Source organism: Microbacterium sp. (genome assembly GCF_044340635.1).
In the GTDB taxonomy this organism is placed as follows: domain Bacteria; phylum Actinomycetota; class Actinomycetes; order Actinomycetales; family Microbacteriaceae; genus Microbacterium.
This window is the reverse complement of record NZ_JBIITF010000001.1, coordinates 207,926-233,705: the sequence shown is the minus strand read 5'-3', so window position 1 is coordinate 233,705 and position 25,780 is coordinate 207,926. Positions and strand designations below refer to the sequence as shown.

General features: G+C 69.1%; 28 protein-coding genes. 20 read left to right on the top strand and 8 right to left on the bottom strand.

Annotation, left to right across the window (positions count from 1 at the left end):
• Window positions 1–35 precede the first annotated feature (35 nt).
• The 6 genes from ACIQ0W_RS01110 (at window position 36) to ACIQ0W_RS01085 (ending at window position 6,099) form a co-directional block, all read left to right on the top strand.
• On the top strand, window positions 36–1,523 hold the full coding sequence (locus tag ACIQ0W_RS01110) for a benzaldehyde dehydrogenase (RefSeq protein ID WP_036298635.1): 1,488 nt from the start codon (window positions 36–38) through the stop codon (window positions 1,521–1,523).
• A 184-nt stretch (window positions 1,524–1,707) separates the two neighbouring features.
• Window positions 1,708–2,688: an ABC transporter substrate-binding protein gene (locus tag ACIQ0W_RS01105; RefSeq protein WP_036298634.1), complete on the top strand. Its 981-nt coding sequence runs from the start codon at window positions 1,708–1,710 to the stop codon at window positions 2,686–2,688.
• Between the two features lie 79 nt (window positions 2,689–2,767).
• On the top strand, window positions 2,768–3,625 hold the full coding sequence (locus ACIQ0W_RS01100) for an ABC transporter permease (RefSeq protein ID WP_396641062.1): 858 nt from the start codon (window positions 2,768–2,770) through the stop codon (window positions 3,623–3,625).
• On the top strand, window positions 3,622–4,446 hold the full coding sequence (locus ACIQ0W_RS01095; protein ID WP_396641061.1) for an ABC transporter permease: 825 nt from the start codon (window positions 3,622–3,624) through the stop codon (window positions 4,444–4,446). The genes ACIQ0W_RS01100 and ACIQ0W_RS01095 overlap by 4 nt, the downstream gene beginning before the upstream one ends.
• The gene (locus tag ACIQ0W_RS01090; protein ID WP_036298628.1) at window positions 4,439–5,239 is read left to right on the top strand and encodes an ABC transporter ATP-binding protein; all 801 of its coding nucleotides are present in this window, start codon (window positions 4,439–4,441) and stop codon (window positions 5,237–5,239) included. The genes ACIQ0W_RS01095 and ACIQ0W_RS01090 overlap by 8 nt, the downstream gene beginning before the upstream one ends.
• A 29-nt stretch (window positions 5,240–5,268) precedes the next feature.
• Window positions 5,269–6,099, top strand: coding sequence for a PaaX family transcriptional regulator C-terminal domain-containing protein (locus ACIQ0W_RS01085; protein ID WP_051513496.1), 831 nt, complete (start codon window positions 5,269–5,271; stop codon window positions 6,097–6,099).
• Window positions 6,100–6,126: 27 nt separating this feature from the next.
• Here the strand turns inward: ACIQ0W_RS01085 and ACIQ0W_RS01080 are convergent, their stop codons facing one another.
• Genes ACIQ0W_RS01080 through ACIQ0W_RS01060 form a run of 5 tightly spaced genes read right to left on the bottom strand, consistent with a single transcriptional unit; the run spans window position 6,127 to window position 11,208 of the window.
• Window positions 6,127–7,650, bottom strand: coding sequence for a long-chain fatty acid--CoA ligase (locus ACIQ0W_RS01080; RefSeq protein ID WP_396641060.1), 1,524 nt, complete (start codon window positions 7,648–7,650; stop codon window positions 6,127–6,129).
• A gap of 18 nt (window positions 7,651–7,668) precedes the next feature.
• Window positions 7,669–8,121 carry a MaoC family dehydratase gene (locus tag ACIQ0W_RS01075; protein WP_396641059.1) on the bottom strand — a complete coding sequence of 151 codons (453 nt, stop codon included), beginning with the start codon at window positions 8,119–8,121 and terminating at the stop codon, window positions 7,669–7,671.
• A gap of 36 nt (window positions 8,122–8,157) precedes the next feature.
• The gene (locus ACIQ0W_RS01070; RefSeq protein ID WP_396641058.1) at window positions 8,158–9,354 is read right to left on the bottom strand and encodes an acyl-CoA dehydrogenase family protein; all 1,197 of its coding nucleotides are present in this window, start codon (window positions 9,352–9,354) and stop codon (window positions 8,158–8,160) included.
• A 3-nt stretch (window positions 9,355–9,357) separates the two neighbouring features.
• Window positions 9,358–10,242 (bottom strand): amidohydrolase family protein, encoded by an 885-nt coding sequence (locus ACIQ0W_RS01065; protein WP_396641057.1) that lies wholly within the window; start codon window positions 10,240–10,242, stop codon window positions 9,358–9,360.
• Between the two features lie 36 nt (window positions 10,243–10,278).
• The gene (locus ACIQ0W_RS01060) at window positions 10,279–11,208 is read right to left on the bottom strand and encodes an SDR family oxidoreductase (protein ID WP_396641056.1); all 930 of its coding nucleotides are present in this window, start codon (window positions 11,206–11,208) and stop codon (window positions 10,279–10,281) included.
• Between the two features lie 93 nt (window positions 11,209–11,301).
• On the opposite strand from ACIQ0W_RS01060, the gene ACIQ0W_RS01055 reads away from it, so the two are divergent.
• Both ACIQ0W_RS01055 and ACIQ0W_RS01050 read left to right on the top strand, forming a co-directional pair.
• Window positions 11,302–11,763 (top strand): MarR family winged helix-turn-helix transcriptional regulator, encoded by a 462-nt coding sequence (locus ACIQ0W_RS01055; RefSeq protein ID WP_396641055.1) that lies wholly within the window; start codon window positions 11,302–11,304, stop codon window positions 11,761–11,763.
• Window positions 11,764–11,830: 67 nt separating this feature from the next.
• Window positions 11,831–12,229: a glucose-6-phosphate dehydrogenase gene (locus ACIQ0W_RS01050; protein ID WP_396641054.1), complete on the top strand. Its 399-nt coding sequence runs from the start codon at window positions 11,831–11,833 to the stop codon at window positions 12,227–12,229.
• Window positions 12,230–12,280: 51 nt separating this feature from the next.
• Here ACIQ0W_RS01050 and ACIQ0W_RS01045 read toward each other — a convergent pair whose 3' ends face one another.
• The 3 genes from ACIQ0W_RS01045 to ACIQ0W_RS01035 form a co-directional block, all read right to left on the bottom strand.
• Window positions 12,281–13,591: an MFS transporter gene (locus tag ACIQ0W_RS01045; RefSeq protein WP_396641053.1), complete on the bottom strand. Its 1,311-nt coding sequence runs from the start codon at window positions 13,589–13,591 to the stop codon at window positions 12,281–12,283.
• Window positions 13,592–13,658: 67 nt separating this feature from the next.
• On the bottom strand, window positions 13,659–14,846 hold the full coding sequence (locus ACIQ0W_RS01040; RefSeq protein ID WP_396641052.1) for a 4-hydroxybenzoate 3-monooxygenase: 1,188 nt from the start codon (window positions 14,844–14,846) through the stop codon (window positions 13,659–13,661).
• Between the two features lie 171 nt (window positions 14,847–15,017).
• Window positions 15,018–15,773: an IclR family transcriptional regulator gene (locus ACIQ0W_RS01035; RefSeq protein WP_396641051.1), complete on the bottom strand. Its 756-nt coding sequence runs from the start codon at window positions 15,771–15,773 to the stop codon at window positions 15,018–15,020.
• 38 nt (window positions 15,774–15,811) lie between these two features.
• On the opposite strand from ACIQ0W_RS01035, the gene ACIQ0W_RS01030 reads away from it, so the two are divergent.
• The 12 genes from ACIQ0W_RS01030 to ACIQ0W_RS00975 all read left to right on the top strand — a co-directional run bounded on the left by ACIQ0W_RS01030 (window position 15,812) and on the right by ACIQ0W_RS00975 (window position 25,683).
• Window positions 15,812–16,609 (top strand): IclR family transcriptional regulator, encoded by a 798-nt coding sequence (locus ACIQ0W_RS01030; protein WP_396641050.1) that lies wholly within the window; start codon window positions 15,812–15,814, stop codon window positions 16,607–16,609.
• Window positions 16,610–16,676: 67 nt separating this feature from the next.
• Window positions 16,677–17,498: a protocatechuate 3,4-dioxygenase subunit beta gene (gene pcaH / locus ACIQ0W_RS01025; RefSeq protein ID WP_396641049.1), complete on the top strand. Its 822-nt coding sequence runs from the start codon at window positions 16,677–16,679 to the stop codon at window positions 17,496–17,498.
• Entirely contained in the window at window positions 17,498–18,055 is a 558-nt protein-coding gene (gene pcaG / locus ACIQ0W_RS01020) for a protocatechuate 3,4-dioxygenase subunit alpha (protein ID WP_396641048.1), read from the top strand. The genes pcaH and pcaG overlap by 1 nt, the downstream gene beginning before the upstream one ends.
• A complete protein-coding gene (locus tag ACIQ0W_RS01015) occupies window positions 18,045–19,460 on the top strand; it encodes a lyase family protein (RefSeq protein ID WP_396641047.1) in 1,416 nt (471 codons plus the stop codon). The genes pcaG and ACIQ0W_RS01015 overlap by 11 nt, the downstream gene beginning before the upstream one ends.
• The gene (locus tag ACIQ0W_RS01010) at window positions 19,457–20,236 is read left to right on the top strand and encodes an alpha/beta fold hydrolase (protein ID WP_396641046.1); all 780 of its coding nucleotides are present in this window, start codon (window positions 19,457–19,459) and stop codon (window positions 20,234–20,236) included. The genes ACIQ0W_RS01015 and ACIQ0W_RS01010 overlap by 4 nt, the downstream gene beginning before the upstream one ends.
• The gene (gene pcaC, locus ACIQ0W_RS01005; RefSeq protein WP_396641045.1) at window positions 20,233–20,631 is read left to right on the top strand and encodes a 4-carboxymuconolactone decarboxylase; all 399 of its coding nucleotides are present in this window, start codon (window positions 20,233–20,235) and stop codon (window positions 20,629–20,631) included. Before ACIQ0W_RS01010 ends, pcaC begins: the two co-directional genes overlap by 4 nt.
• Before the next feature lie 240 nt (window positions 20,632–20,871).
• Window positions 20,872–21,636 carry a 3-oxoacid CoA-transferase subunit A gene (locus tag ACIQ0W_RS01000; protein WP_396641044.1) on the top strand — a complete coding sequence of 255 codons (765 nt, stop codon included), beginning with the start codon at window positions 20,872–20,874 and terminating at the stop codon, window positions 21,634–21,636.
• Entirely contained in the window at window positions 21,633–22,319 is a 687-nt protein-coding gene (locus ACIQ0W_RS00995; protein ID WP_396641043.1) for a 3-oxoacid CoA-transferase subunit B, read from the top strand. The genes ACIQ0W_RS01000 and ACIQ0W_RS00995 overlap by 4 nt, the downstream gene beginning before the upstream one ends.
• Window positions 22,316–23,485 carry a thiolase family protein gene (locus tag ACIQ0W_RS00990; RefSeq protein WP_396641042.1) on the top strand — a complete coding sequence of 390 codons (1,170 nt, stop codon included), beginning with the start codon at window positions 22,316–22,318 and terminating at the stop codon, window positions 23,483–23,485. Before ACIQ0W_RS00995 ends, ACIQ0W_RS00990 begins: the two co-directional genes overlap by 4 nt.
• A gap of 3 nt (window positions 23,486–23,488) precedes the next feature.
• The gene (locus ACIQ0W_RS00985) at window positions 23,489–24,274 is read left to right on the top strand and encodes an IclR family transcriptional regulator C-terminal domain-containing protein (protein ID WP_396641041.1); all 786 of its coding nucleotides are present in this window, start codon (window positions 23,489–23,491) and stop codon (window positions 24,272–24,274) included.
• Window positions 24,275–24,514: 240 nt separating this feature from the next.
• Entirely contained in the window at window positions 24,515–24,664 is a 150-nt protein-coding gene (locus tag ACIQ0W_RS00980) for a hypothetical protein (RefSeq protein ID WP_396641040.1), read from the top strand.
• A complete protein-coding gene (locus tag ACIQ0W_RS00975) occupies window positions 24,661–25,683 on the top strand; it encodes an amidohydrolase family protein (RefSeq protein ID WP_396641039.1) in 1,023 nt (340 codons plus the stop codon). The genes ACIQ0W_RS00980 and ACIQ0W_RS00975 overlap by 4 nt, the downstream gene beginning before the upstream one ends.
• The last annotated feature ends 97 nt before the right edge of the window (window positions 25,684–25,780 follow it).

Genomic DNA, 25,780 nt, shown 5'->3' with positions numbered 1-25,780 from the left:
GGACGACGCCGGGCGCACCCACGGAGGAGAACGACATGTCCAGCACGATCACCTCGACCGGCACCCTCATCGACGAGACGGTGTTCGGCGGCAAGATCTTCATCGATGGCGAATGGGTGGACGGTGAAGGCGGAACAGCCGCCTCTCTCGAACCCGCCACCGGCGCGACCCTCGCGACGGTCGGTATCGCCGGGCCCGGTGACGTCACCCGCGCCGCCGAAGGCGCTGCGCGGGCGCAGAAGGAATGGGCGGCGACCCCGCACCCCGCACGCGCCGCCGTTCTGCGCCGCGCCGGGCAGCTCTGGGAGCAGTACGCCGAAGAGATCGGCGGGTGGAACACCCGCGAAGTCGGAGCCATCCCCCCGCTCGCTGGGTTCGCGCTGCACGTCACCGCGGCCGAATGCTACGAGGCATCCGCTCTCCCCTCCGCGCCGCTCGGGTCGGTGCTCTCGAGCGAAGAGCCGCGCCTGTCGTTCGCGCAGCAGATGCCCGTCGGTGTCGTGGGCGTCATCTCGCCGTTCAACGTGCCCCTGATCCTCGGCATCCGTGCCGTCGCGCCGGCCCTCGCGCTCGGCAACGCCGTCATCCTCAAGCCCGACCCGCGCACCGTCGTGACCGGCGGGGTCTCGATGGTGCGCATCTTCGAAGAGGCGGGACTGCCGAAGGGACTGCTCCAGCTCGTCCCGGGCGGTGCCGACGTAGGCGAGGCGATGGTCGCCGACCCGCGCGTGCGCGTCATCGCCTTCACGGGATCCACCCGCGCCGGACGGATCGTCGGTGAGCTCGCGGGTCGCCACCTGAAGCGCGCCCACCTCGAGCTCGGCGGCAACTCGGCCTTCATCATCCGGGAGGACGCGGATGTGGCGCAGGCGGTGAACCTCGCCACGTGGGGATCGTTCCTGCACCAGGGCCAGATCTGCATGACGGTCGGCCGGCACATCGTGCACGAATCGCTCTACGAGCAGTACGTCACCGCGCTCGCCGAGAAGGCGGACTCCATGCACGTCGGAGACCCGGCAGCGGGCCCGGTGCACCTCGGGCCCCTCATCGACGAGGTCCAGCGCGATCGTGTGCACACACTCGTGCAGGATGCGGTGGCCCAGGGCGCCGAACTGCGAGCGGGCGGAACGTACGAAGACCTCTTCTACCGTCCGACCGTGCTCGCCAACACGCCGAAGGACGCCGCGGCGTACTGCGACGAGGTCTTCGGGCCCGTGGCATCCGTCGTCTCGTACTCCACCGACGACGAGGCGGTGGCGCTCGCATCCGACACCGAGTACGGCCTGTCGCTCGGCATCGTCACGAAGGACGTGCTCGGGGGACTCGCGATGGCGCAGCGGATCCCGACGGGCATCGTGCACATCAACGACCAGACCGTCAATGACGAGGCGAACGCCCCCTTCGGCGGTACCGGTGCGTCGGGCACGGGCTCACGCCACGGTGGCGCTCAGGCGAGCATCGACGCGTTCACCGAGACGCGCTGGATCACGATGCGCCGGGAGCCCGGGCAGTACCCGCTCTGACCCTCAGAGAAAGCGTTATTCAACAATTACGTGACGGGCGTCACGAAAACCTTGACATTGGCACTGTGGTGACTCACGATGACTGAGTCACCACAGTGTTGTGTCCCCCGTTCGAGCAGTGATGCCTGGGCGAGTCTTCCGAAGCTGCGGCGGCGACCCTTGACCGACGACGAGAGGCTTATCAGTGAAGAAGAGTCTTGCCGCGATCGCCATCGCAGCCACGGCTGCCATCGCGCTCAGCGGATGCACCGATTCGGGCGCCAGCCCGTCCACCGCGCCGAGCGAATCGGGTGATGGCGAACTTCGCCAGATCCGCGTCGCCGCGCTCCCCATCGCCGAGACGGGCGCCCTCTGGGCGGCCATCGACGCCGGCATCTTCGAAGAGCACGGCCTGGACGTCGAGGTCGTGCCCGCGCAGGGTGGCGCCCAGGCGATCCCCGCCCTGCTGAGCGAAGACATCCAGTTCGCGATCGGGCAGCCGTTCGGCCCCATCCGTGCCGACCTGCAAGACCTCGGCATCGCGATCATCGGCGACTACGCCAACAGCCTCGCCGACGGCGAGGACGTGAACGCGGTCGTCGCCCTCGGCGATTCGGGCATCGCGAGCCCGAAGGACCTCTCCGGCAAGAAGGTGTCGGTGAACTCCCTCGGCGCCGCGGGCGACCTCACCATTCGCGCGGCAGTCGACGCGGACGGCGGAGACTCGTCGACCATCGAGTTCGTCGAGGTCGCGTTCCCCGAGGCCAAGGCGCAACTGGACGCCGGCACGATCGACGCCGCGTGGGTTCCCGACCCGTTCCGGGGCATCGTCCTCGGCGCAGGTGGCGTGTCGGTCGTGTCGCCCTATCAGGCCGTGATCCCGGGTCTGACCGTGCTGACCAACATCACCACGCAGAAGATGCTCGACGAGGACCCCGAGCTCGTGGCGTCGTACTCGGAGGCGATGGCCGAGGCCCTCGCCTACGCGGCCGACAACGAGGACGCCGTGCGCGAAGCCATCGCCACGGGGCTCGACATCCCGGCAGAGGCAGCGGCCGGCATCGTGCTGCCGACGTTCACCTGGGAGCTCGACACGGAGAGCATCGAGACGCTCGGCGATCTCGCCGTCGAGTACGAGTACATCGACGCGCTGCCCGACTTCGAGCGACTGCTGCAGCAGCAGTAACGGTTCGAGGGGGATGCGTCGATTCCGGCGGCATCCCCCTCGCCCCGCATCCCCTTCCCCGCAAGCATCAGGAGCGCACGTGACCGTCATCGACGCGCCGGCAGACACCGGCTCGGCGCCGCATCCCGAAACGAGTGCGCGTCTTCGGCGCGGACGTAATCTGCGTTCGGCTCGCAAGGTCGCCCTCGGAGCGCTCGGGGTGGTGGGCTTTCTCACGACCTGGCAGCTGGCGTCGACGCTCGGCTGGGTCAACCCCGAACAGCTGCCCTCGGCGACCGACACGTTCGGCCAACTCGGGCTCGAGATGTCCGATCTCGAGTTCTGGCGCAACGTCGGCCGCACCATGACGGCGTGGGCCATTGGTCTCGCCATCGCGACCGTCGCCGGTACGGCGCTCGGCGCGATCGTCGGCATGGTGCCGTTCCTCCGACGGGCGACGCACACCGTGGTGGAGTTCCTACGACCGATCCCGTCGGTCGCGCTCATCCCGCTTGCGATCCTGACCTACGGGCTGCAGATCCAGGCGGCGCTGATCATCATCGTCTACGCCGCCTTTTGGCAGATCTTCGTCCAGGTGCTCTACGGGGTCGCGGACATCGACACCGTCGCGCGCGACACGGCGCGCAGCTTCGGCCTGCCGCGGGCCTCGCGCATCCGGAATCTCGTGCTGCCGACCGCTCTGCCCTACCTGATGACCGGACTGCGTCTCGCGGCCGCGGTCGCGCTGATCCTGGCGATCACGGCCGAGATGACGATCGGCAACCCGGGGCTCGGCCGTGAGCTCGCGGTCGCCGCCGGAATCGGCAACTACACGACGGTTTACGCGATCGTCGTCGTGACGGGCGTTCTCGGCCTGATCATCAACCTCGTCTTCCGGGCCATCGAGCGACGCACGCTGTCGTGGCATCAGTCCGTACGAGGGGACGATGTCCTGTGACTCTGTACACCAGCACCGTACGCACCCCGCGACAGAAGTCCCGCGTGTGGGCCAAGCTCGGCGAGAGCACGCTCTACGCGGTCGGGCTCCCGATCCTGCTGCTCGTCGTCTGGGGCATCTGGGGCACACTCGCTCCGGCGCAGTTCTTCCCGAGCCCCTTCACGATCTACGAGGCTTTCGTCGACACCTGGGTGGGCCCCGCCTTCTTCACCGACGTCGTACCGAGTGTGGCGCGACTGGCGATTGCGATCGTGCTCGCGGTCGCCATCGGCATCGCCGCAGGCACGATCATCGGCCTCACGCGCTGGCTGCGCGAGCTGCTCGAACCGATGCTCGAGTTCTTCCGCGCCATTCCGCCGCCCGTCCTGATTCCCGTCATCGCGGCGCTGCTGGGTACGAACCCGACGATGCAGGTCGTGGTGATCGTCGCCGGCTCGCTCTGGCCCGTCCTGTTGAACACGATCGAGGGAGTGCGCTCCACCGACGCGGTCATGACCGAGACGGCCCGATCGTTCGCGCTCACACGTTCGGAGCGCCTGTTCAATCTCGTTCTGCCGGCCGCGAGCCCCCGCATCATGGCGGGCGTGCGTCAGACCCTGTCGGTCGCCCTGATCATGATGGTCATCTCGGAGCTGTTCTACGCATCGGCTGGCCTCGGCTACCAGATCAAGTTCTTCCAGACGAACTACCTGATCGCCGAGATGTGGAGCGGCATCGTGCTGCTCGGCCTGATCGGTGTTCTGCTCTCTGTCATCTTCACCATCGTCGAACGCCGCGTCCTGCGCTGGTACCACGGAATCAAGGAGGTGGAGCGTGCCTGAAACGCTCCTCGAGGTCACGAACCTCAAGAAGGTCTACGAATCGTCCACCGGCAACGTCGAGGCGATCGGCGACATCAGTTTCTCGATGAGGCGCGGTGAGCTCGTCGTCATCGTCGGCCCGTCCGGATGCGGCAAGACCACGCTGCTGAAGTGCATCGCGGGCCTGCTGGGGCCGACCGCGGGAACCGTGACACTCGACGGCAAGAAGGTCACGGGGCCACCGCCCAACATGGCTCTGGTCTTCCAGGAGTACGGGCGGAGCCTGTACCCGTGGCTCACCGTCCGCGGCAACGTCGAGCTGCCCCTCAAGCACAAGAAGCTGTCCAAGACAGAGCGCACTCAGCTCGTCGACGACGCTCTCCAGGCGGTCGGGCTCGCTCACGCGTCGAAGAGCTACCCCTGGCAGCTGTCGGGCGGCATGCAGCAGCGCGTCGCGATCGCGCGTGCTGTGGCGTACCAGCCGGAGGTCCTCATCATGGACGAACCGTTCGCGGCCGTCGATGCCCAGACGCGCGCGGACCTCGAAGACCTCGTACGCCAGCTCCACCTCGAGCGGGGCATGTCGATCCTGTTCGTCACGCACGACATCGACGAGTCTGTCTATCTGGGCGAGCGCGTCGTCGTACTCTCGAAGTCGCCCACCTGGGTTCAGGAAGATCTCGCGATCGACCTGGCGCCCGAGCGGGACCAGATCACGACGCGTGCGCTGCCGCGGTTCACGGAACTGCGCACGCATGTCTACGAGCAGATCCAGCGCGCCAAGCGCGGGGAGGCGATCCGTCCGACCGCGTGAGCGGACGGAACGGTCGCGGGGAGGAAAGGGTGCGCGCTCGCCAACCCAAGCAACTGCTGTTGTCGCTTCTCGGCGAGTTCGTGCTCGACCGCGTCGACGAGCCGGTTCGGGCGAGCGTGCTCCTCGATGTGCTCGAGGGGGCGGCCGTTGCGCCACCCGCGACCCGGGCCACGTTGGATCGCATGGCACGCCGCGGTCTGCTCGAGCGCGTCAAGGTCGGCCGCGAGATCGCGTTCTGTCTGCTCGAGGACACGCGTGAGGTGCTGCGGGAAGCGGCGGAGCGCGTGCACGCGACGAGACCGTTCGACCCGCAGGGCACCGGGTGGACGCTCGTGACCTTCTCGTTGCCCGAGGGTCAGCGCTCGGATCGATATCGGCTGCGTGCGACCCTGGCCTGGGAGGGCTTCGCCCCGCTCCGGGACGGCCTCTGGCTCGCACCCGGAGAGGTCGACTTGGTGGCCGCCCTCGAACCGTTGCGCGACGTTTTGCCCGCGAACGCCGTGACGGCATTCCGGGCGGAGGACCTGCCGGCGTACCCGGTTTCGCAGTCCGTCCGAGAGGCCTGGGACATCGCTGCGATTCGTGCCGAGCACGAGCGGTTCCTCGAGACGTGGTCCGAGCCCGGGGCGCGTGATGGTGCGGGTGCGGCGCTCCCCGCTCTCGTCTGTCTTGTGACCGACTGGATCGTGCTGCTGCGCACCGATCCCCGGCTGCCCGCAGAGTTCATGGGTCCCGCGTGGCCCGCCGAGCGCACGGTCCGGGCGTATCGGGCGCGCCGCGCCGAGCTGGCGCCCGCGGCGCAACGCGAGTTCGAGGCCATGATCGGTCGTTCCCTCTCGCCGTCCGAGCTGACCGGCTGAGCGCCGGCAGTCGGGACGGGCGTGCGTTCAGCCGCCGAAGCGCTGCCTGAGGTCGGGCTTTCGCACCTTGCCGGAGGCGGTGCGGGGCAGCTCGTCGACGACGACGACGTTCTTCGGGATCTTGTAGCGCGCGATCTTCCCGTCGAGGCTCTCGCGCACGAATGCGACGTCGAGTTCGGCTTCGTCATGCATCGTTACGACCGCCCACGGCACTTCGCCCCAGCGTTCGTCGGGCACGCCGATCACGGCGACGCCCGACACCCCGGGCAGGTCGCTGATCAGGTTCTCGACCTCGGCCGGATAGATGTTCTCGCCCCCCGAGATGATCATGTCCTTCAGCCGGTCGGCGATGTAGAGGTAACCGTCGGCGTCGAGGTACCCGAGATCGCCTGAGCGGAACCATCCGTCGCTCGTGAACGCCTCGGCGGTCGCCTCGGGATTGCCGTGGTAGCCGAGGAAGACGTTGGGGCCGGAGATTTCGATCTCACCGACCGTGCCACGCGGCACCATCGCGCCGTTCTCGTCCGCGATCCGGACGTCGGTGAAGAAGTGGGGCAGGCCGACGCTGCCCTGCTTCTCGCGCGTCATCGCGGGCGACAGCGAGGTCGCACCGGGCGAGGTCTCGGTCATGCCGTACCCCTGCGAGAACGACAGACCGCGTTCTTCGTACGCGTTGAGGACGCGGGTCGGAACCGCCGAACCGCCGCACGTGAGCTTGGCGAGCGTCGAGAGGTCGGTCGTGGCCCAGTCCGGGTGATCCGCCAGCAGCTGGTAGGTCGTGGGTACACCGCTCAGCATCGAGACACTGTGCTTCTGGATCAGCGACAGCACACGGCCGGCGTCGAAACCCTTCTCGAGGACGATGGTCCCGCCCTTCATGAGCACGGGCAGCGCGCCCATCCCGAGCGATGCCACGTGGAAGAGCGGTGAGATGAGCAGATTCACGTCGTTCGAGACGACGTCATAGTCAACGATGCAGTTGAGTGAAACCCAGGTCAGATTGCCGTTCGAGAGCAGGGCGCCCTTCGGTTTGCCGGTCGTGCCCGACGTGTAGATGATGACGGCTGGATCGTCGAGGACGACCGTCACGTCCGCATGCCCGCCCGCCGATTGGCGCATGAGCGTTGACAGCCCGGGGTGCGACGCGTCGCCTTCGGCCGTGGGGATGACGTGCGCGACCTTCGCTTCGCCGATCCCGGGCGCGAGGCGCTCCCCGAACTCGGGATCGTGAACCACCAGGCGCGCTCCAGAATCCGCGAGCATGTAGGCGAGTTCCGGCGCCGCGAGCCGCGTGTTCAGAGGTACGAAAATCGCACCCAGCTGGGCAGCGCCGAACAGCACGCGCAAGAAGTCCGGGCTGTTCTCACCCAGGTAGGCAACGGCATCGCCCTTGCGGATGCCGCGGTGCCAGAGCAGGGCCGACACCCGGTCCGCGTCATCGGCGAGTTCGCGATAGGTGAGGGTCTCACCCTCGCCGTGGATGAGCGCCACCTTGTCCGGGCTCTTCAAGCGGCGCGTGGACATCCACGCGCCCACACCGTGGTTGTGCATCGTCGGACGACCCGCGGCTCAGGCGTAGAAGCGCTGCAGGCTGCGCGCGACGACCGCCGGCTTGGTGCCGCCTTCGATCTCGATGGTCGCGTCGACCACCATCTGGATGCCCCCGCCGGCCTCGGTGACCTCCGCCACGGTCGCGGTGAGCCGGATGCGCGAGCCCGCGGGAACCGGCGAGACGAAGCGGACCTTGTCGAGGCCGTAGTTGACCTTCGTGGTCGCGCCCTGCACATCGAGCAGGTCGACCCAGAGCGGGATGAACAGGGCAAGCGTCAGGAAGCCGTGCGCGATCGGGGCGCCGAAGGGGCCTTCCTTGGCGCGCTCGGGGTCGACGTGGATCCACTGGTGGTCATCGGTCGCGTCGGCGAACGTGTTGATGCGCTCCTGCGTGACGTCGAACCAGTCGGAGTATCCGAGGTTCTGTCCGACGAGGCTCTGCAGGTCGGCGTAGGCGACGGTGGTGGTCATGATGTTCTCTCTTTCGCGTTGGCGGATGTCCGCGGGTCAGGTGAAGGCGTTCTCGCCGGTCAGGGCGCGCCCGACGATGAGGGCATTGATCTCGTGCGTGCCCTCGTATGAATAAACGGCTTCGGCGTCTGCGAAGAACCGGGCGGCATCGTGCTCGAGCAGGATGCCGTTGCCCCCGAGCACTTCGCGCGCGAGCGCGACCGTCTCGCGGGCGAACAGGGCTGTCTGCATCTTCGCCAGCGCCGAGTTCTCGTCGACGAACTCGCCCTCGTCCTGGCGGACCGAGAGCCGCGTCACGAGGGTGAGCGAAGCGGTCAGGTTTCCGAGCATCCGCGCGAGCTTCTCCTGGATGAGCTGGAACCCGCCGATCGGCCGGCCGAACTGCTCGCGTTCGCGGACATATCGGACGGCGGCTTCGAGAGCCCCGGCCTGCAACCCCGTGGCGATCCACGAGACGTCCGAACGCATCACCCGAAGGATGCGCGCCACATCCCGCCACGAATCGACGCGCTGCAGGCGGTCGGTCTCGGCCACGCGGACCCCATCGAGAGCGATCGTGTAGTTCTGCATCGGGCGGAGCGAGATCTTGCCCTCGATCCGGGTCAGGGTGACGCCGGGCGCATCGCGGGTGATGAGGAACGCCTTGACGTGTCCGTCGGCGATGTCGCGGGCGAATACCGCGAGCAGGTCGGCATCGCCGGCGCCCCCGATCCATCGTTTCGCCCCGTCGATGACCCACTCATCGCCGTCGCGCCGGGCCGCTGTCGAGAGCCCTCCGGCGATGTCCGATCCGTGGCCGGGCTCGGTCAGCGCGAACGTGCCGCGGACATCGAACGACGCGATCCGCGCATCGAGCGCGGCGACCTGTTGCGGCGAACCACCCAGGGCGACGGTCGATCGGAAGAGCCCGGACTGCGCGTTGTACAGCGTCGCGACCGACGCATCCGTTCGCGCCAGCACGAAGTTGCGGTAGCCGGAGAAGAGCGACGATCCCGCCTCTTCGGGGGTTACGCCCTCCGGATGCATCAGCTCGAGCGGGATGAGTGCGTCGAGTACTGCGGCGGGCATCGTCGCCGTCTCCCACGCATTCGCCAGCAGGGGGCGCACGTCGTGATCGAGCACATCCCCCAGCCGGGCGAGCGCCCCGCGGGCGGCTTCGCTCAGGTGAGCGTCGGCGAGCCCGAGCGGATCGAATCCGAACGGCTCGGTGCTGCGGAGAGTGAGGAGGCTCACAATTCAGCCCAGCCCCAGCAGGCGCACCGCGTTCTGCTTCAGAATCCCCGGCATCACCTCGGGCTTCAGGGCGGTCTGCTCGACGTCCCGCATCCATCGGTCGGGCGTGAGCAGGGGGAAGTCCGAGCCGAACAGCACCCGGTTCTTCAGATACGAGTTGGCGGCGCGCACCAGCTCGGAGGGGAAGTACTTCGGGCTCCAGCCCGACAGGTCGATCCACGTGTTGTGTTTATGCGTGGCCACCGAGAGGGCCTCGTCCTGCCACGGGACGGAGGGATGCGCCATGATGATCTGCAGCTCGGGAAACTCGGCCGCGACCGTGTCGAGCAGCATGGGGTTCGAGAGCGCGAGGCGGAATCCGCGCCCACCGGGCATTCCTGCGCCGATTCCGGTCTGGCCCGTGTGGAACAGGGCCGCCACCCCCGCGTCCTGGAGTGCCGCGTACAGCGGGAACCAGGCGGGGCTGCTCGGATCGAAATTCTGCACCGTGGGGTGGAACTTGAACCCGCGAACGCCGTGATCCTCCACCAACCGCCGAGCCGTGTCGATGGCGGCGACGCCCTTGTGCGGATCCACGGAGCCGAACGGGATCAGCACATCGTTGTTGCGCGACGCGCCCTCGGCGATCTCTTCGCTCGAGATGGGCGAGTGTCCGAGGGCCGTCTCGGAGTCGACCGTGAACACGACTGCCGCCATGCTGCGCTCGCGGTAGTACGCGGCGACCGAGTCCAGGTCGGGCTGCCCGATGTCCGAGCTGAAGTACTTCGCGGCCGCTTCGGAGAGGTCGGGCGGGAGCGACGCGTGGCCATGTCCGTCGAGTTCGATGTGCACGTGCACGTCGATGGCGCGGATGACCTCGAGGTCGAGGGCGGGTTCGTATCTGCTCATCGTCGAGAGGTTCGTTTCGGTCGGGCGCGTGGGCGGTCAGGCCTGCGCGGGCCGCTGGTGCTCCTCGGGCAGGGGCGGGAACGTCTCCCCGACGCTCTGCCCGTGCTCGGAGATGAGGGCCGGGAAGTCCGCGGCGAGGTCGTCGGCCGACCATCCGCCCTCGTGATACGCCGTGGCCACGGCCTCCGGGTGCGACCAGATCTGCACGCGGTCGCCGCCGACGCCGATCGCCTGACCCGTGACATCCGCCGCAGCGTCCGAAGCGAGGTAGGCGATGAGCCCCGATACGTCGTCGGAGGTGCCGAAGCCGAGGTCGTGGCGGAAGAAGGCGGGCATCGGCTCGCCCTTCTGCTCGGCCTCGACGGCCGCGGCGAAGTACGGAACGGTCGCCGTCATGGCGGTAGCGGCGACGGGGATGACCGCGTTCGCCGTGATGCCGGCTCGCTTGAGCTCGAGCGCCCACGTGCGGACCATGCCGACGATGCCGGCCTTCGCGGCGGCGTAGTTCGTCTGTCCGAAGTTGCCCCGCTGGCCTGTCGGCGAGCCGATGCAGATGATGCGCCCACCCTGGGCCTGCTCGCGCATGCGGATCGCGGCCTCCCGCACGCACGTGAACGTGCCGCGCAGGTGGACCCCGATGACGGTGTCGAAGTCGTCGTCGCTCATCTTCCACAGCACGGTGTCGCGCAGCACGCCCGCGTTCGTGACCAGGATGTCGAGACGCCCGAACTCCTCGAACGCGGTGTCGACCAGGCGCTTGGCGGTCTCGGTCGGACCGACCGGTGCGACGACGGCGACGGCTTTGCCCCCGGCCGCTTCGATCGCGGCGACGGCGTCCGCGGCGATCTGCTCATCGACGTCGTTGACGACGACCGATGCTCCTTGGCGAGCGAGTTCGGTGGCGTATGCCAGCCCGAGGCCGCGCCCCGAGCCGGTGACGATGGCTACTTTGCCTTCCAGCGACATGGATGACTCCTTCGTGTCTCTGCGTCCCATTAGAGACCCGACAGTTGAGATTGTCAATTATTGAAAGTTCCCATCTTTGCTAGGATCGCTCCCATGAGCGCCGAGCAGCCCGCCGTGACCCGGAAGGGAAGGCTCAGTGCTGCCCTCGGGGACGACCTGAGCTTCCTGCTGGCCCGCGCGAACGCCTACTCGCTCGCCGCCGGCAATGCCGCGCTCGCAACGATCGGGTTGCGGGCTCGCTCGTACTCGGTTCTCGCGCTGGCCGCAGACGGCTCACGTCCGTCCCAGCGTGATCTGGCCGATTTCCTTCGTCTCGATCCCAGTCAGGTCGTGGCACTCGTCGACGATCTGCAGACGCGCGGGCTCGTCGCCCGAGAAGCCGATCCGGCTGACCGGCGGACGAACGTGGTCATCGCCACCGCCGCAGGGCGAGTGCTGTACGAGCAGGCCCGCGCCGAGGCGCAGCGCGCCGAGGAGCAGGTCTTCGCGCGTCTTGCGCCACGCGAGCGCGAGCAGCTGGCGAGCCTGCTGCAACTCGTCGCCTTCCCCGACTGATCCGCTCGCGGCCGAATCCCCTCACATGCGGTGATCGATGTCGCCTCCGTACGCGTACCGTGGAGGGGTGAAGATCACCGGATCGTCGGACTGGCGCGAAGACCTCCCCTTCGACGTCCCCGTGCTCGTCGCGGACCTGGTTCCCGGAGAGCCCACCCGCTGCTCCGAGTGCGGCATCGCCTCCGAGCCCCGGGACCGCACCGAGTTGTGGGCCGTCAAACGCCGCAATCCGAAGAGCCACGCGGGTGTCGTGCGCTTCCACTGCGCGCTGCATCTGCCGCCCCCGCCGGCTCCCGTCGAGTCCGAGCCCGATGCCCGACTGCGACGTTCGACCGCTCGCGCGGCACGCGCCGCTGCGCCGCGCCGGCCGGTCGTGCCGGAGCGGATCGCACCCGTCTGCCCGACATGCTTCGTCGAGGTGCCGCCGACCGGAGTCTGCGGCATGTGCGGCGAGCGGGTGGCGTAAGCCGCCGCCCAGCCCCGCCTGACCGGCCCCCGCCTCACCCGCCCCGCCTGGTCAGTCCCTCGGCACCGGTCGGGATCGGGGTGATTCGAGCACGAACCTCGGCCGCCCGGCGAAGACGCCCGTGACCGATTGCGCGACGAGCACGAGCATGAGAAGCGCGAGCGAGAAATTCCAGCCGCCGAGTCCCGCGTGCAGCCAGCCGAACAACACCGGTCCCGCGGCGGCGATCAGATAGCCGACGGACTGGGCCATACCCGAGAGAGCGGCGGACACGTCCGATGTGCGAGCGCGCTGGGCCATGAGTGTCAAGGCCATGCTGAGCGAAGCGCCCGACGACAGGCCCGCGATCAGCACCCACACGACGATGCCCTCCGGCGCCAGCATCAGGCCGGCGATCCCTGCTACCCCGACGATCGGAATCGCCGCCGGCACGTATCGCTCGGCGGGCCCGCGAAGCAGGAGCGGGACGATGATGGACCCGGCGATGGTCGTGAGCTGGTAGATCATCACGTCAAAGCCGGCGACCACCTCGGATCGTCCGATCGACGTGGAGATCGCGGCCAACCACGTCAGCATCATGTAGAACGTCGCGGCTTGAAAACCCATGTAGGCCGCGACCTGCCAGGCGAGCGCGTCGCGCCAGATTCCCGTGCGGACGCGTGCTGTGACGGGGCGGGCGAGATGCACCGCGTGGTGGCCGCGCGTGGCCCACGCCCAGACGCCGATGGCGGGGATCAACAGGCCGGCGCCCGTGACCAGCAGCGCGATGCGCCATCCGGACTGTTCGTCGCCGAGGAACGACAGCGGTACGGCGACACCTGATGAGATCGCACCGACGCCCCCGAGCAATCCCGTGTAGGCCGCCATCACGACCGGCACGCGTGTCGGGAAGTCCCGCTTGATCACGGCGGGCATCAGCACGTTGGCGATCGCCAGGGCGAGACCGATGAGCACGGTCCCGATCCACAGGCTGACGGTCGGACCGGGCAGCGAGCGCACGATCGTGCCGGCGAGCAGCACGAGCAGCGAGCCCAGCACGACCCGGGACATCCCGAACCGAAGACTCAGCCCGAGGGCGAAAGGGGACACCGCCGCCCACGCGACGAGCGGTACGGCCGCGATCAGGCCGAGCGTGCCGACCGAGAGTCCGGTGTCGGTGCCGATCTGATCGAGCAGGGGTCCGACCGCCGTGATGCTCAGTCGCATGTTCGCAGCGACCAGGCACACGGCGACGAGCAGGGCCGCTCCCGCGCCCCGCGAACCGGGGCCTTGCGTGCCGGTCGCGACGGGATCCGCGGGATCGGATCCCGTCGCGCTCGTCATCTCCGACGCATCCGTGCGAGATTCGTCGTTGGAGCCCATGATCACCGGACTATAGCCGACGTTTCCGGCCCCACTCCGGTGCGCTCCCGCCCACTGGAGGGGGCGGCTACAGCGCCGTCGAGAGCGGCCACCCCGTGTACGCCTCGGCCAGGTAGGTCCGTCCCGCCTCGGACTCCACGACGCTTCGCAGCTCGCCGACCTGGCGCAGACGATCGAAGTCCGAGGCCTCCGGTGCGACGTGCAGCATGCTCGTCATCCACCACGAGAAGTGCTGCGCCTTCCAGATGCGCTGCAGGGCCGTCTCGGCGTAGGCGTCGATCAAGCGTTCGTCGTTCTCGAGCAGCAGCGCCCGGAGGGCGCGTTCGAGAAGGAGCACGTCGGCCACGGCCAGGTTCATACCCTTCGCGCCCGTCGGTGGCACCGTGTGGGCGGCATCGCCGACGAGCGCGACGCGACCCGCGCGCAGTTCATGTGCCACGAAGCTCCGGAAGCGCAGGACGTCGCGCTGGAAGATCGGACCCTGCTGCAGAGTCGTGCCCGGCACGCGGATCTGCAGCTGTTCCCAGATTTCTTCTTCGCTCAGCGCTGTCGGATCGGCTTCCGGGTCGCACTGGAAGTACATGCGCTGAACCGTCGCGCTGCGCTGGCTGATCAGCGCGAACCCGTCGGCTGAGTTGCTGTAGATGAGTTCTTCCGAGCTCGGCGGCGCCTCGCAGAGGATGCCGAACCACGCGAAGGGGTACTCGCGGAAGAATCCGCCGGTCGACGAGCCCGTGACGGCCGCGCGGGCGACGCTCCGTGAGCCGTCCGCACCCACCACGAACTCGGCGTCGATCTCGAAAGGCGTGCCCTCGGCATCCTCGGCGAACACCCGCGGGCGATCGGTTTTGGCGTCCTCGATGCGCAGCGCCGTGACCCCGAATCGCAGGTCCTGGCCGCCCGCGAGGCGAGCCGCGATGAGATCCTTGAGTACTTCGTGCTGGGGGTAGAGCCAGACGCTCCGGCCGGTGAGGCCGGGGAAATCGATGCGGTGGCCCTGGCCTTCGAAGCGCAGTTCGATGCCATCGTGGCGGTGCCCGACGGTCCGGACTCGGTCCGAGGCGCCCGACGAGTCGAGGACGTCGACCGTGCCGTGCTCGAGGATGCCGGCACGGATCGTGCTCTCGATCTCGTCGCGCGTGCGCTGGTCGATCACGACCGACTCGATGCCCGCCGCAGCGAGGAGGTGGGAGAGGAGCAGCCCCGCGGGCCCGGCTCCGACGATCGCGACCCGGGTGCGGACGGTCTCTGTCATGGTGGCGTCTCCTTCGACGTGGTGTTCCCCTCAGCATCCCGCCGTCCCCACCATCGCGCACGCCATTTCCCATTGAATGGGCACCGTCCCTTCAGTGCGGCGCGAGACTTCACCTACGTCATGTAATCGCGGCAGAACGGTGACATAGCTGACGTCGCGGGGAGGGACGGGCTAGGGACGGTCGGCGGACAGGGCTGCCGAGATTCCGGTGGAGGCGCGGCGGAGCTCGTCGAGCGGCCCGGCCGTGGGGGCATCGCGGGGGAGGACCATAGACAGGGCTGCGATGACCGCGCCCCGGGCATCCCGGATGGGCACCGCGATGCCCGTCGACACGCTCTCGATCGACCCGGGCGCGACGACGTACCCCACGCGCCGGATGTCATCGAGCACACGCGCGAGCTCGCCCCCATCCGTGATGGTCTCGGCTGAGACGGCAACGAGCGGACCGCCGAGAACACGCCGGCGCAGCTCCTCGGGTCCGTAGGCGAGCAGCACGAGGCCGGACGACGAGGCGTGCAGGGGCAAGCGCCCGGCGATGCGCGTGATGTTGGCGCCGGCCTCGGGGTGCGAGAGGCGCTCGACGAACAGGGCCTCGTCCAGTTCGAGCACCGCGAGCTGGGTGTGCTCGCGCACCCGAGCCTGCACCATCGTCATCCAGGGAAGCGCCGCTTGGCGCAGGCGCAGCGCGCTCGATCCGCGCAGCGCGAGCTCCCACAGCCGCATACCGAGGCGGACGCGGTGCTCCTCGTCGCGCTCGAGCAGGCCGGCGCGCACCAGCTCGTCCACGATCCGATGCGCCGTCGACGACGGCAGCCCCGAACGGCGGCCGATCTGCGCCGCGGTCTGGATCGTGCGGTCGGCGCCGAAGGTGTCGAGTACGCGCACGATCCGCTCCGCCATCGTGTCGCCCGTCGGCGAGTTCGCCATCCGCCCAAGATAGCCTCGGTGAGGGAGGGGGAGCGACGATGCGGAGCGACAGCACGATGCGGAGGGACGAAGGGGCTGACGGTGTCCTCGAGCGCGCCCTCGACGTGCTGCAATGCTTTTCGGATGACGAGCCGGCGCTCTCGGCCGCCGTCATCGCCGAACGAACGGGCCTCGCGACATCCACCCTGCACCGGCTGCTGACCCGCCTGACGGCGCTCGGACTCCTCGCCCGCGCCCCGGGTCATCGCTACACGATCGGGGTGCGCCTGTGGGAGCTCGGCGAGTTGTCGCCGCTCTCGGTGCGCCTGCGCGAGACCGCGCTTCCGCTCATGGTGCGGTTGTATGAGGCGACGGCCGAGAACGTCCACCTGGCGGTGCTGGATGCGCCCACCCCCGAGCGGGCGACGGCGCTGTACGTGGGTCGGGTGACGGGTCAGACATCCATTCCCACTCTCAGCCGTATGGGTGGTCGGCACCCCCTTCACACCACCGGGGTCGGCAAGGCGCTGCTGGCGACGCGCGAGGAAGACTGGCTCGCGGAGTACTTCTCGACGCCGCTCGTGCGCGAAACGACGCACTCGATCACGACGGAAGACGTGCTGCGCAGCGAGCTCGCGTTGGCGCGTCGGCGCGGGTACGCCACGACGCGTGAAGAAATGACCCTCGGCAACATCTCGGTTGCAGCACCTCTCGGCAGGGTTGCGGGACTCCCGCCCGCAGCCATCGGCATGGTCGTGCGACTCGAACGAGCGGACGAGCGGCGGCTGGCTGCGCTCGTGACGCAGGCGGCGGCGGATCTGACGCGGATACTGCGTGACGAACATCCCACTCAGTGAGAATCGGTCCCGGATGCCCGGGGTGCGCCTGTCACCCTTTCGATAGCTCTTTGTCGAAGGAGACACCATGACAGACACATCCCCGCAGGCGGCGGCACCCGAGTCCTTGCTCGCCTCGCCGGACATGCCCTCGCAGCGCGAGATCAACGCCGAGATCGCCGAGATCCACGCCGATCACGCCGCCCGTGAAGCCCGTGGCGAGACACCCGCCCCGACGACGCTGTACGACTTCGCGCCCTACCGCTCGAGCGTGCTGCGCCATCCCACCAAGAACCCGCGCCTGGTCGACCCCGAGACGATCGAACTGTGGTCGCCGGCGTTCGGCCAGCGCGATGTCGCGGCGATCGAGACGGACCTGACGCTGCAACACACGGGCGAACCCCTGGGCGAGCGCATCACGGTGTCGGGCCGCGTGCTCGACAGCTGGGGCCGACCCCTCGCGAATCAGCTCGTCGAGATCTGGCAGGCCAACTCGGCCGGGCGCTACATCCATCAGCGCGACCAGCATCCCGCGCCGCTCGATCCGAACTTCACCGGGGCCGGCCGGACGATCACGAACGACAACGGCGAGTACTTCTTCACCACGATCAAGCCCGGTCCGTACCCGTGGAAGAACCACGTCAACGCGTGGCGTCCGGCGCACATCCACTTCTCGCTCTTCGGCACGGGCTTCACGCAGCGCATCATCACGCAGATGTACTTCCCGGGCGACCCGCTCTTCGCGCTCGACCCCATCTACAACACCATCCGCGATCAGAAGGCCCGCGATCGTCTGGTCGGCGTCTACGACCACGACCTCACGGTGCCCGAGTTCTCGATGGGTTACACGTGGGACATCGTCGTCGACGGTCCGTCCGCCACCTGGTTCGAGCCCGAGGGAGAGCACTGATGACCACCGAAACGCGCCTGGAGCCCACCCCCGGCCAGACCATCGGCCCCTTCTTCGCCTTCGGCCTCAACTATCCGAAGATGCACGAGGTCACCTTCCCGCACTCGCCCGGAGCGATCGTGCTCTCGGGCACCGTCTACGACGGGGCCGGGTCGCCCATCCCCGACGCGATCGTCGAGATCTGGGGCGCCGACAGCGATGGCACCGTTTCGCGCGAGCGCGGGGCGCGTCGTCGCGATGACCACACCTTCACCGGTTTCGGCCGTGCGGCCACGACCGACGACGGTCGATTCGAGTTCTGGACGCGAAACCCCGGAGCGATCGACGGCAAGGCGCCGTTCTTCGCCGCGGTCGTCTTCGCCCGCGGACTGCCGAACAAGCTGCACACACGCATCTACCTCCCCGAGGATGAGGCGCTCCTCGCGGCCGACCCGTTGCTGGCGGACCTCTCCGCGGACGAGCGCGCTACGCTCGTGGCAACGCGCACGCCCGACGGCTACCTGCGGCACGACATTCGGCTGCAGGGCGAGAAGGAGACCGTCTTCCTTGCCTTCTGATGCAACCCCCGATCGATCCGGCGCGCGCGAGTCGTTGCCCGCGTTCGATGTGGGGTTGCTCTCGCCCGTGAGCGTCGGTCACGACGCCCTGGTCGCGGATCAGGCGGTTCTGGACGCGCTCGTGGCCGCCGAGGTCGCGCTCGTTCGTGCGTACGGAGCGGTCGGCGTCGCCCCCGCGGCGGTCGTCGAAGACGTCTCGTCCGCGCTCGGCTGGCAGGGTGACGGACGCGGATGCCTCGGGCACGGGCTCGATGCGGTCGTGCTGGCCGAGGCATCCGTCTCGGGCGGCAATCCGGTCATCCCCCTCGTCGGCGAGCTGAAGGCGCGGGTGCCCGAGTCCGCGCGGCGCTGGGTGCATCGCGGAGCGACGAGTCAGGACATCCAGGATTCCGCTCTGATGCTCGTGTCGTGCCGTGCGGGTCGGGCGATCGTCGCCCACCTGCGCAACGTCGAGGCCGAGCTCGCGACGTTCGCTCGCGCACATGCCGACGATGTCGCGGCGGCGCGCACGCTCACGCAACATGCCGTGCCGACCACCGTGGGTCTGCGGGCCGCCGTCTGGTTGCGCGGCGTGCGCCGGGCGACCGACCGGCTCGAGGCGGCGGTGACGGAACTTCCCGCCCAGCTCGGCGGTGCCGGCGGCACGCTCGCAGCGATCGTCGAGATCGCCGGCGCGGATGCGGCGGCTCGGCTGTCCTCGCCATTCGCGGCCGCGCTGGGCCTGGCCGTGCCGGATGCGCCCTGGCACACGAACCGGTGGCCCGTCAGCGAACTCGGCGACGCACTCGTGCAGGCGATCGACGCGATCGGCAAGATCGCGACCGACATCGCCACGCTCTCGCGCACCGAGATCGGTGAACTCGCCGAGGGCGCGGCCGGCGGGTCTTCCGCGATGCCGCAGAAGCGCAACCCCTCGGGCTCCGTGCTGATCCGCTCGGCCGCGCTCCGAGCACCTCAGCTCGGCGCGACGCTGCATCTGGCCGCCGCGCTCGCCGCGGACGAACGTCCGGATGGCTCGTGGCATGCGGAATGGCCGACGCTGCGCGAACTGCTGCGGCTGGCACTCGGGGCGACGGCGACCTCGGCTCGTGTCGTGGCCGGGCTGTCCGTCGATCGCGCGGCGGTCTCGCGCAACCTTGCGCTGACCGGAGCGCTCATCGTCAGCGAGCGCCTCTCGCTCACGCTCGTACCGCTCATCGGGCGCGAGCGTTTCGATGCGCTCGTGGCCGATGCATCCGGCGGCGCAGACCTCGCCGACCTCGTGCGGGCACTGCCCGAAACGGCCGAACTCGACGTCGACGCCCTCGTCGACCCCGCCCGATACCTGGGCCTCGCCGATGCGTACCTCGATGGCGCGCTACGCGAGCGCGGCCCGCACGGCGAAACACCGGAGGTTCTCTCATGACCGTCCCCCGCATCTCGATGACCGCACCGGCCGGCCCAGAAGGCGCGCCGGTCGTCGTCCTGGGGCCCTCGCTCGGCACCTCGACGATCCTGTGGGAAGACGTCTCGCCCTCATTGGCTGCCGACTATCGCGTCGTGGCGTGGGATCTGCCGGGCCACGGGGCATCTCCCGCCGCCGAGGAGCCGTTCACCGTCGGCGAGATCGCGGATGCCGTCGCCGGAGCCATCCGTGAGCTGGGCGGCGGTCCGGTCCGGTACGCGGGGGTGTCGCTCGGCGGTGCGGTCGGACTCGAGCTGTGCCTTCGGCATCCGGATCTCGTCGATCGGGCCGCGATCGTCGCGTCGGGTGCGCAACTCGGCGACTCGGTCGCGTGGCGCGAGCGTGCGGCACAGGCGCGCAGCCAATCCACGTCGAGCCTGATCGTCGGCTCCGCGCAACGCTGGTTCGCGCCGGACTCCATCGCGCGACGACCCGAACTGACGGGCCGGCTGCTGCACGCGCTGCAGGACGCCGACGACGACAGCTACGCGCGCTGCTGCGAGGCGCTCGCCGAGTACGACGTGCGGGATCGGCTGCCGTCCATCGGTGTGCCGATCCTCGCGGCGTGGGGCGAGTTCGACGCCGTGGCGCCCGAGGTGAAGGCGGTCGAGATCGCGGAAGGCGTTCGTGACGGTCGCGCGGCCCGCATCGACGGTGCGGCACACCTGCCGCCCGCCGAACAGCCCGAGGCGACCGCCCGGCTGCTGCACGAGTTCTTCGAGGGGACGAGCCGATGACCAGACCCGCGGGCGAAGGCCTGAGCGACCAGGAGCGCTACGACCAGGGCATGGTCGTGCGTCGCGCGGTGCTCTCGGACGAGCACGTGGACCGTTCGATCGCGAACACGACCGATCTGACGGCCGACTTTCAGGACTTCATCACGCGGGTCGCCTGGGGCGACGTGTGGTCGCGCCCCGGATTGCAGCGCCGCGACCGCTCGATCGCGGTGCTCACGTCGCTCATCGCGCTCGGGCATCACGAAGAGCTCGCGATGCACCTGCGCGCGGCCCTGCGCAACGGTCTGACCGTGGACGAGATCCGCGAGGTCATCCTGCAGTCGGCGATCTACGCCGGCGTCCCCGCGGCGAACACGGCGTTCCGCATCGCGACCGAGGTCTTCGCCGAGGCCTGAGTCCTGAGTCCTGAGTCCCAAGGGTCGCGGTGCCGACGGCATCCGTCCCTCCCCGTGCCCGGTGCATCCGTCCCCTGTCGTGGGGCAGGTTGCGCACCGTGGGGCGGGTTTCGTCGTGCCCCACAGCACTCGAGGCGCCCCACTTCGTGATCTTTGGTCTGGTCAATGCAGCCAAGCGGCGGTAGACTTGGACACCTAGCGAACAACTGTTCGCACAGCGAACATGTGCAAGGAGGCGGCATGATCGACAAGACCGTACCGAGCGTCGCAGAGGCGGTCGGTGACATCCCGGATGGCGCGACCGTCATGATCGGCGGATTCGGCCGCGCCGGTCAGCCGGTCGAGCTGATCGACGCGCTCATCGCCCACGGCGCCAAGAACCTCACGATCGTCAACAACAACGCCGGCAACGGTGACACCGGGCTCGCGGCGCTGCTGGCGAACAAGCAGGTCCGCAAAATCGTCTGCTCGTTCCCGAGGCAGAGCGACTCGTGGGTTTTCGATGGCCTCTACCGCGCCGGAGAGATCGAGCTCGAACTCGTGCCGCAGGGCAACCTCGCTGAGCGCATCCGTGCCGCCGGCGCGGGCATCGGCGCCTTCTTCTCACCGACGGGCGTCGGCACGGAGCTCGCCGATGGCAAGGAAGAGCGCGAGATCGACGGCCGTCGCTACGTGCTCGAATACCCCATCAAGGCGGACTTCGCGCTGATCAGTGGGCTGCGCGCCGACCGTTGGGGCAATCTCGTCTACCGCGAAACCGCCCGCAACTTCGGACCGATCATGGCCTCGGCCGCGACCACGACGATCGCGCAGGTCGACGAGCTGGTGCCCCTCGGCTCCATCGAGCCCGAGACGGTCGTCACGCCCGGCATCTTCGTCGACCGCGTCGTCGCGGTCGGCCACCGCCCCTGGCTGCGCGACGGCGAGTTCGTCGGCGGCGTCGACATCGAAGGTCGTCCGATCGAGGCATCCGCGTCCGACACGAAGAAGGAGGATGCCGCGTGAGCACCCGTATCAGCCGCGACGACCTCGCGAAGCGCATCGCCGCCGACATCCCCGAGGGTGCGTACGTCAACCTCGGCATCGGCGCGCCGACCCTCGTCGCGAACTTCCTGCCCGCCGATCTCGAGATCATCCTGCACACCGAGAACGGACTGCTCGGCATGGGACCGGCGCCCGAGCCGGGTCTGATCGATCCCGACCTCACCAACGCCGGTAAGCAGCCCGTCACGGCGCTCGCGGGCGCGGCGTACTTCCATCACGCCGACTCGTTCGGCATGATGCGCGGCGGCCACCTCGACGTCTGCGTGCTCGGCGCGTTCCAGGTGGGGCAGAACGGCGATCTCGCCAACTGGTCGACGGGCGCACCAGGCGCGATCCCCGCTGTCGGCGGTGCCATGGACCTCGCGATCGGCGCGAAGGACGTCTACGTCATGACTGACCTGCTCACCAAGCAGGGCGAGTCCAAACTCGTCGAGTCCTGCACCTATCCGCTCACCGGCGTCGGCTGCGTCAGCCGCGTCTACACCGACCACGCCATCTTCGACGTCACGCCCGACGGCTTCGCCGTGCGCGAGGCGTTCGGCGACAACACCCTCGACTCCCTCGCCGAGCTCACCGGGCTCACGCTCATCCCGAGCGCAGAGGATGCCGGGGCCCCGACATCCTCGGAAGGAAAGACAGCATGAGCGCCACCTACGTGTACGACGCCGTCCGCACCCCGTTCGGCCGCGCGGGGGGAGCACTCTCCGGCATCCGTCCCGATGATCTCGCCGCCGTCGTGATGAGGGCCGCGGCAGAGCGCACGGGTCTCGACCCGGCGCGCATCGACGACGTCATCTTCGGCGACGCCAACCAGGCGGGTGAGGACAACCGCAACGTCGCCCGTTTCGGCGCCCTTCTCGCGGGGTTCCCATCCAGCGTTTCCGGAGTGACGGTCAACCGCCTCTGCGGCTCGGCCGTCGAGGCCGTGATTCAGGGATCGCGGGCCATCGAGGCGGGAGACGCCGAGATCATCCTGGCGGGCGGCGTGGAGTCGATGAGCCGCGCACCGTTCGTCGTCGAGAAGTCGCCGAAGCCGTGGCCGGCGACGGGCAACCCCACGATGTGGAACACCTCGATCGGCTGGCGCATGGTCAACCCGGCGCTGCGCGAGGACTGGACGATCAGCAACGGCGCCTCCGCCGAGAAGCTCGCCGAGATCTACGACATCTCGCGCGAGGCGCAGGACGAGTTCGCGCTGCGCAGCCACCGGCAGGCGGCCGAGGCATGGGAGGCGGGCGTCTACGACCGCGAGATCGTGCAGGTCGAGGGCGCCGAGCTCGCGCGCGACGAGGGCATCCGTCCCGATACGACGCTCGAGAAGCTGGGGGGGCTCCGGGCACTCTTCGCCAAGGACGGGTCGGTCACGGCGGGCAACGCGTCGTCGATCAACGACGGCGCCTCCGCCGTGCTGCTCGGCGCCGAGGGCGCTCTCGACATCGAACCCCTCGCGCGCATCACGGGACGCGGTGTCTTCGGCAACGATCCGGACGTCTTCGGCATCGCGCCCGTCGAGGCCGCCAACCGCGCCCTCGCACGCGCGGGCCGCACGTGGGCCGAGGTCGACTTCGTCGAGCTCAACGAGGCGTTCGCGTCGCAGTCGCTCGCGTGCCTGAAGCTCTGGCCCGAACTCGATCCCGCCAACCTCAACATCCACGGTGGCGCGATCGCGATCGGCCACCCCCTCGGAGCCTCGGGTGGACGCATCATCGGGCACGCCGCCCACGAGCTCGCGCGCCGCGGTGGCGGTGTCGCGGTCGCGGCGATCTGCATCGGCGTGGGACAGGGTCTCGCCGTCGTCCTCGAGCGCTAGAGCATGGACCAGGACGAAGCGGATGCCGCGGCATCCGGGACGTTCGTGCAGTCGTTCGCCCGCGGGCTCGGCGTCATCCGCGCGTTCGACGCGGATCATCCGGAGCTCTCGCTCAGTGATGTCGCCCGGCGTGCCGAGCTGACCCGCGCCGCGGCTCGGAGGTTTCTGCTGACGCTCGAGACGCTCGGTTACGTCCGTAACGACGGCCGGATGTTCGCCCTCACCCCGCGGGTGCTGGAACTCGGCTTCAGCTACCTCTCGGCGCTCTCGCTGCCCGAGATCGTGCAGCCGCACCTCGAGCGGCTCTCGCGTGAGGTCGACGAGAGCGTGTCGGCCGCCGTGCTGGACGGCACCGACATCGTGTACGTCGCGCGCGTGCCGACACGGCGCATCATGAGCGTCCGCATCACGATCGGGACGAGGTTCCCGGCCTATGCCACCAGCATGGGGAGGGTGCTCCTGGCCGGGATGCCGGATGAGTCGCTGCTGGGCGTGCTGGACGCATCCGATCTGCGGGACCTCACGGGGCGAACGGTAACCGACCGATCCGCGCTCTCCGACGAGATCCGGCGCGTCCGCGAGCAGGGCTGGTCTCTCGTGGACGGCGAGCTCGAACCGGGACTGCGGTCGATCGCCGTGCCGCTGCACGATCGCGACGGCCGGGTCGTCGCGGCGCTCAACGTGTCGACGAGTGCGACGCGAGATTCGGCCGAACGTGTACGGGATGCCTCTGTGCCACCGCTTGTGCGTGCCGCGGCCGCGATCGAGGCAGAGCTGCGCCTGGTCTAGCCGCGCGTCGACCGCTGGCCGAGCTGTCCCGACCGTCGCGGCGAGCCCGTATAGACCCGCTCGATACGTCGCATCGACAGGATCACGTTCCCTTATGCGATGGTGGCGCGGAAGATGAATTGGCGGGGCAGAGTCGTGCCCGCATGGTTCGTGAGGGATCGAAGACGATCAGAACCCACGTCATGCAATCCCGTCGCACTGCTGTAATCCCTCACCACCCGGGACAGAGAGGTTCTCACCATGACCACCACCCCGACTGCCGTGAGCAGTGTCAGCATCGTCGGAAGCGGCGTCGCGGGACGGGCCGCGGCGATCCAGCTCGGGAAGGCCGACGCGGATGCCGGCGGCCTGATCTTCGGCATCGCGCAGAAGATGGCGCAGCCCGCATGACCGGCGTGCAGACCGGCGTGATCGACGTGCACGCGCACGTCTTGCTGCCCTCGCTCCACGCCGAGGTCGAGCGCCGAGCGCCCGACCTCGTGGCTGAGGCCGCCGCGCTCGACCTGCGCCGCAACGGCGCCGCGAGCCAGGCAGTCTCGGGGCCCATGATCGGGCAGCGCATCCCGAAGCTGACCGATGTGAACGTGCGGCTGGCTGACATGGACGCCCAGGGCGTCGAGCGCCAGTGGGTCAGCGCATCGCCGAACCACTTCTACCCGTGGGCGCCCGAGGGCCTCGCGGTTTGGGTCGCGGGCGAGGCGAACCGCCTGATCGCGGAGTATGTCGCGCAGGCCCCGGACCGCCTCACGGGACTCGGGCTGGTGCCGATGCAGCACCCCGAGCGGATGGTCGAGTACCTCGACGATGCCGTGCTGGGCCGCGGGCTCGCGGGGGTCGAGATCTCGTCGTTCGCCGGCGACGTGGAACTCTCGGACGAGCGTCTCGAGCCCTTCTGGGCGCGCGCCGCAGAGCTCGGGATCGTCATCTTCCTGCACCCGTTCGGCTGCAGCCTCGACGAACGCCTCGACAGGTTCTACCTCGCCAACACCGTCGGGCAGCCGACCGAGAACGCGGTCGCGCTCTCGCATCTGATCTTCGCCGGTGTGCTCGATCGCCACCCGGGGCTGAAGATCGTCGCCGCGCATGGCGGGGGATACCTGCCGACGGTCATCGGCCGCTCGGACCACGCCTGGCGGGTGCGTCCGGATGCGCGGGGTTGCGAGCATCCGCCGTCCACCTATCTGCGCAAGCTCTGGTTCGACACCGTCGTGCACGACGAGCGCACCCTCCGCGCCCTGGTCGAGGTCGCGGGCGAAGACCGCGTGGTGCTGGGCAGTGACTACCCCTTCGACATGGGTCTCGACGAGCCGGTCGCGAAGATCCGCGAGGCGGGGCTGTCGGAAGAGATCACGCAACGCATCCTCGGCGGCAACGCGGCAGCACTCCTCGAGATGAAGAGCCGGGTATGAGGCTCGCCCGCTGGCAGGACGGCGACCGCACCGTCGCCGGATTGTCGTGGGTGCCGAGGTCGTGCCGTTCCCGGACGGCGAGGGTGTGAGCGCGTGG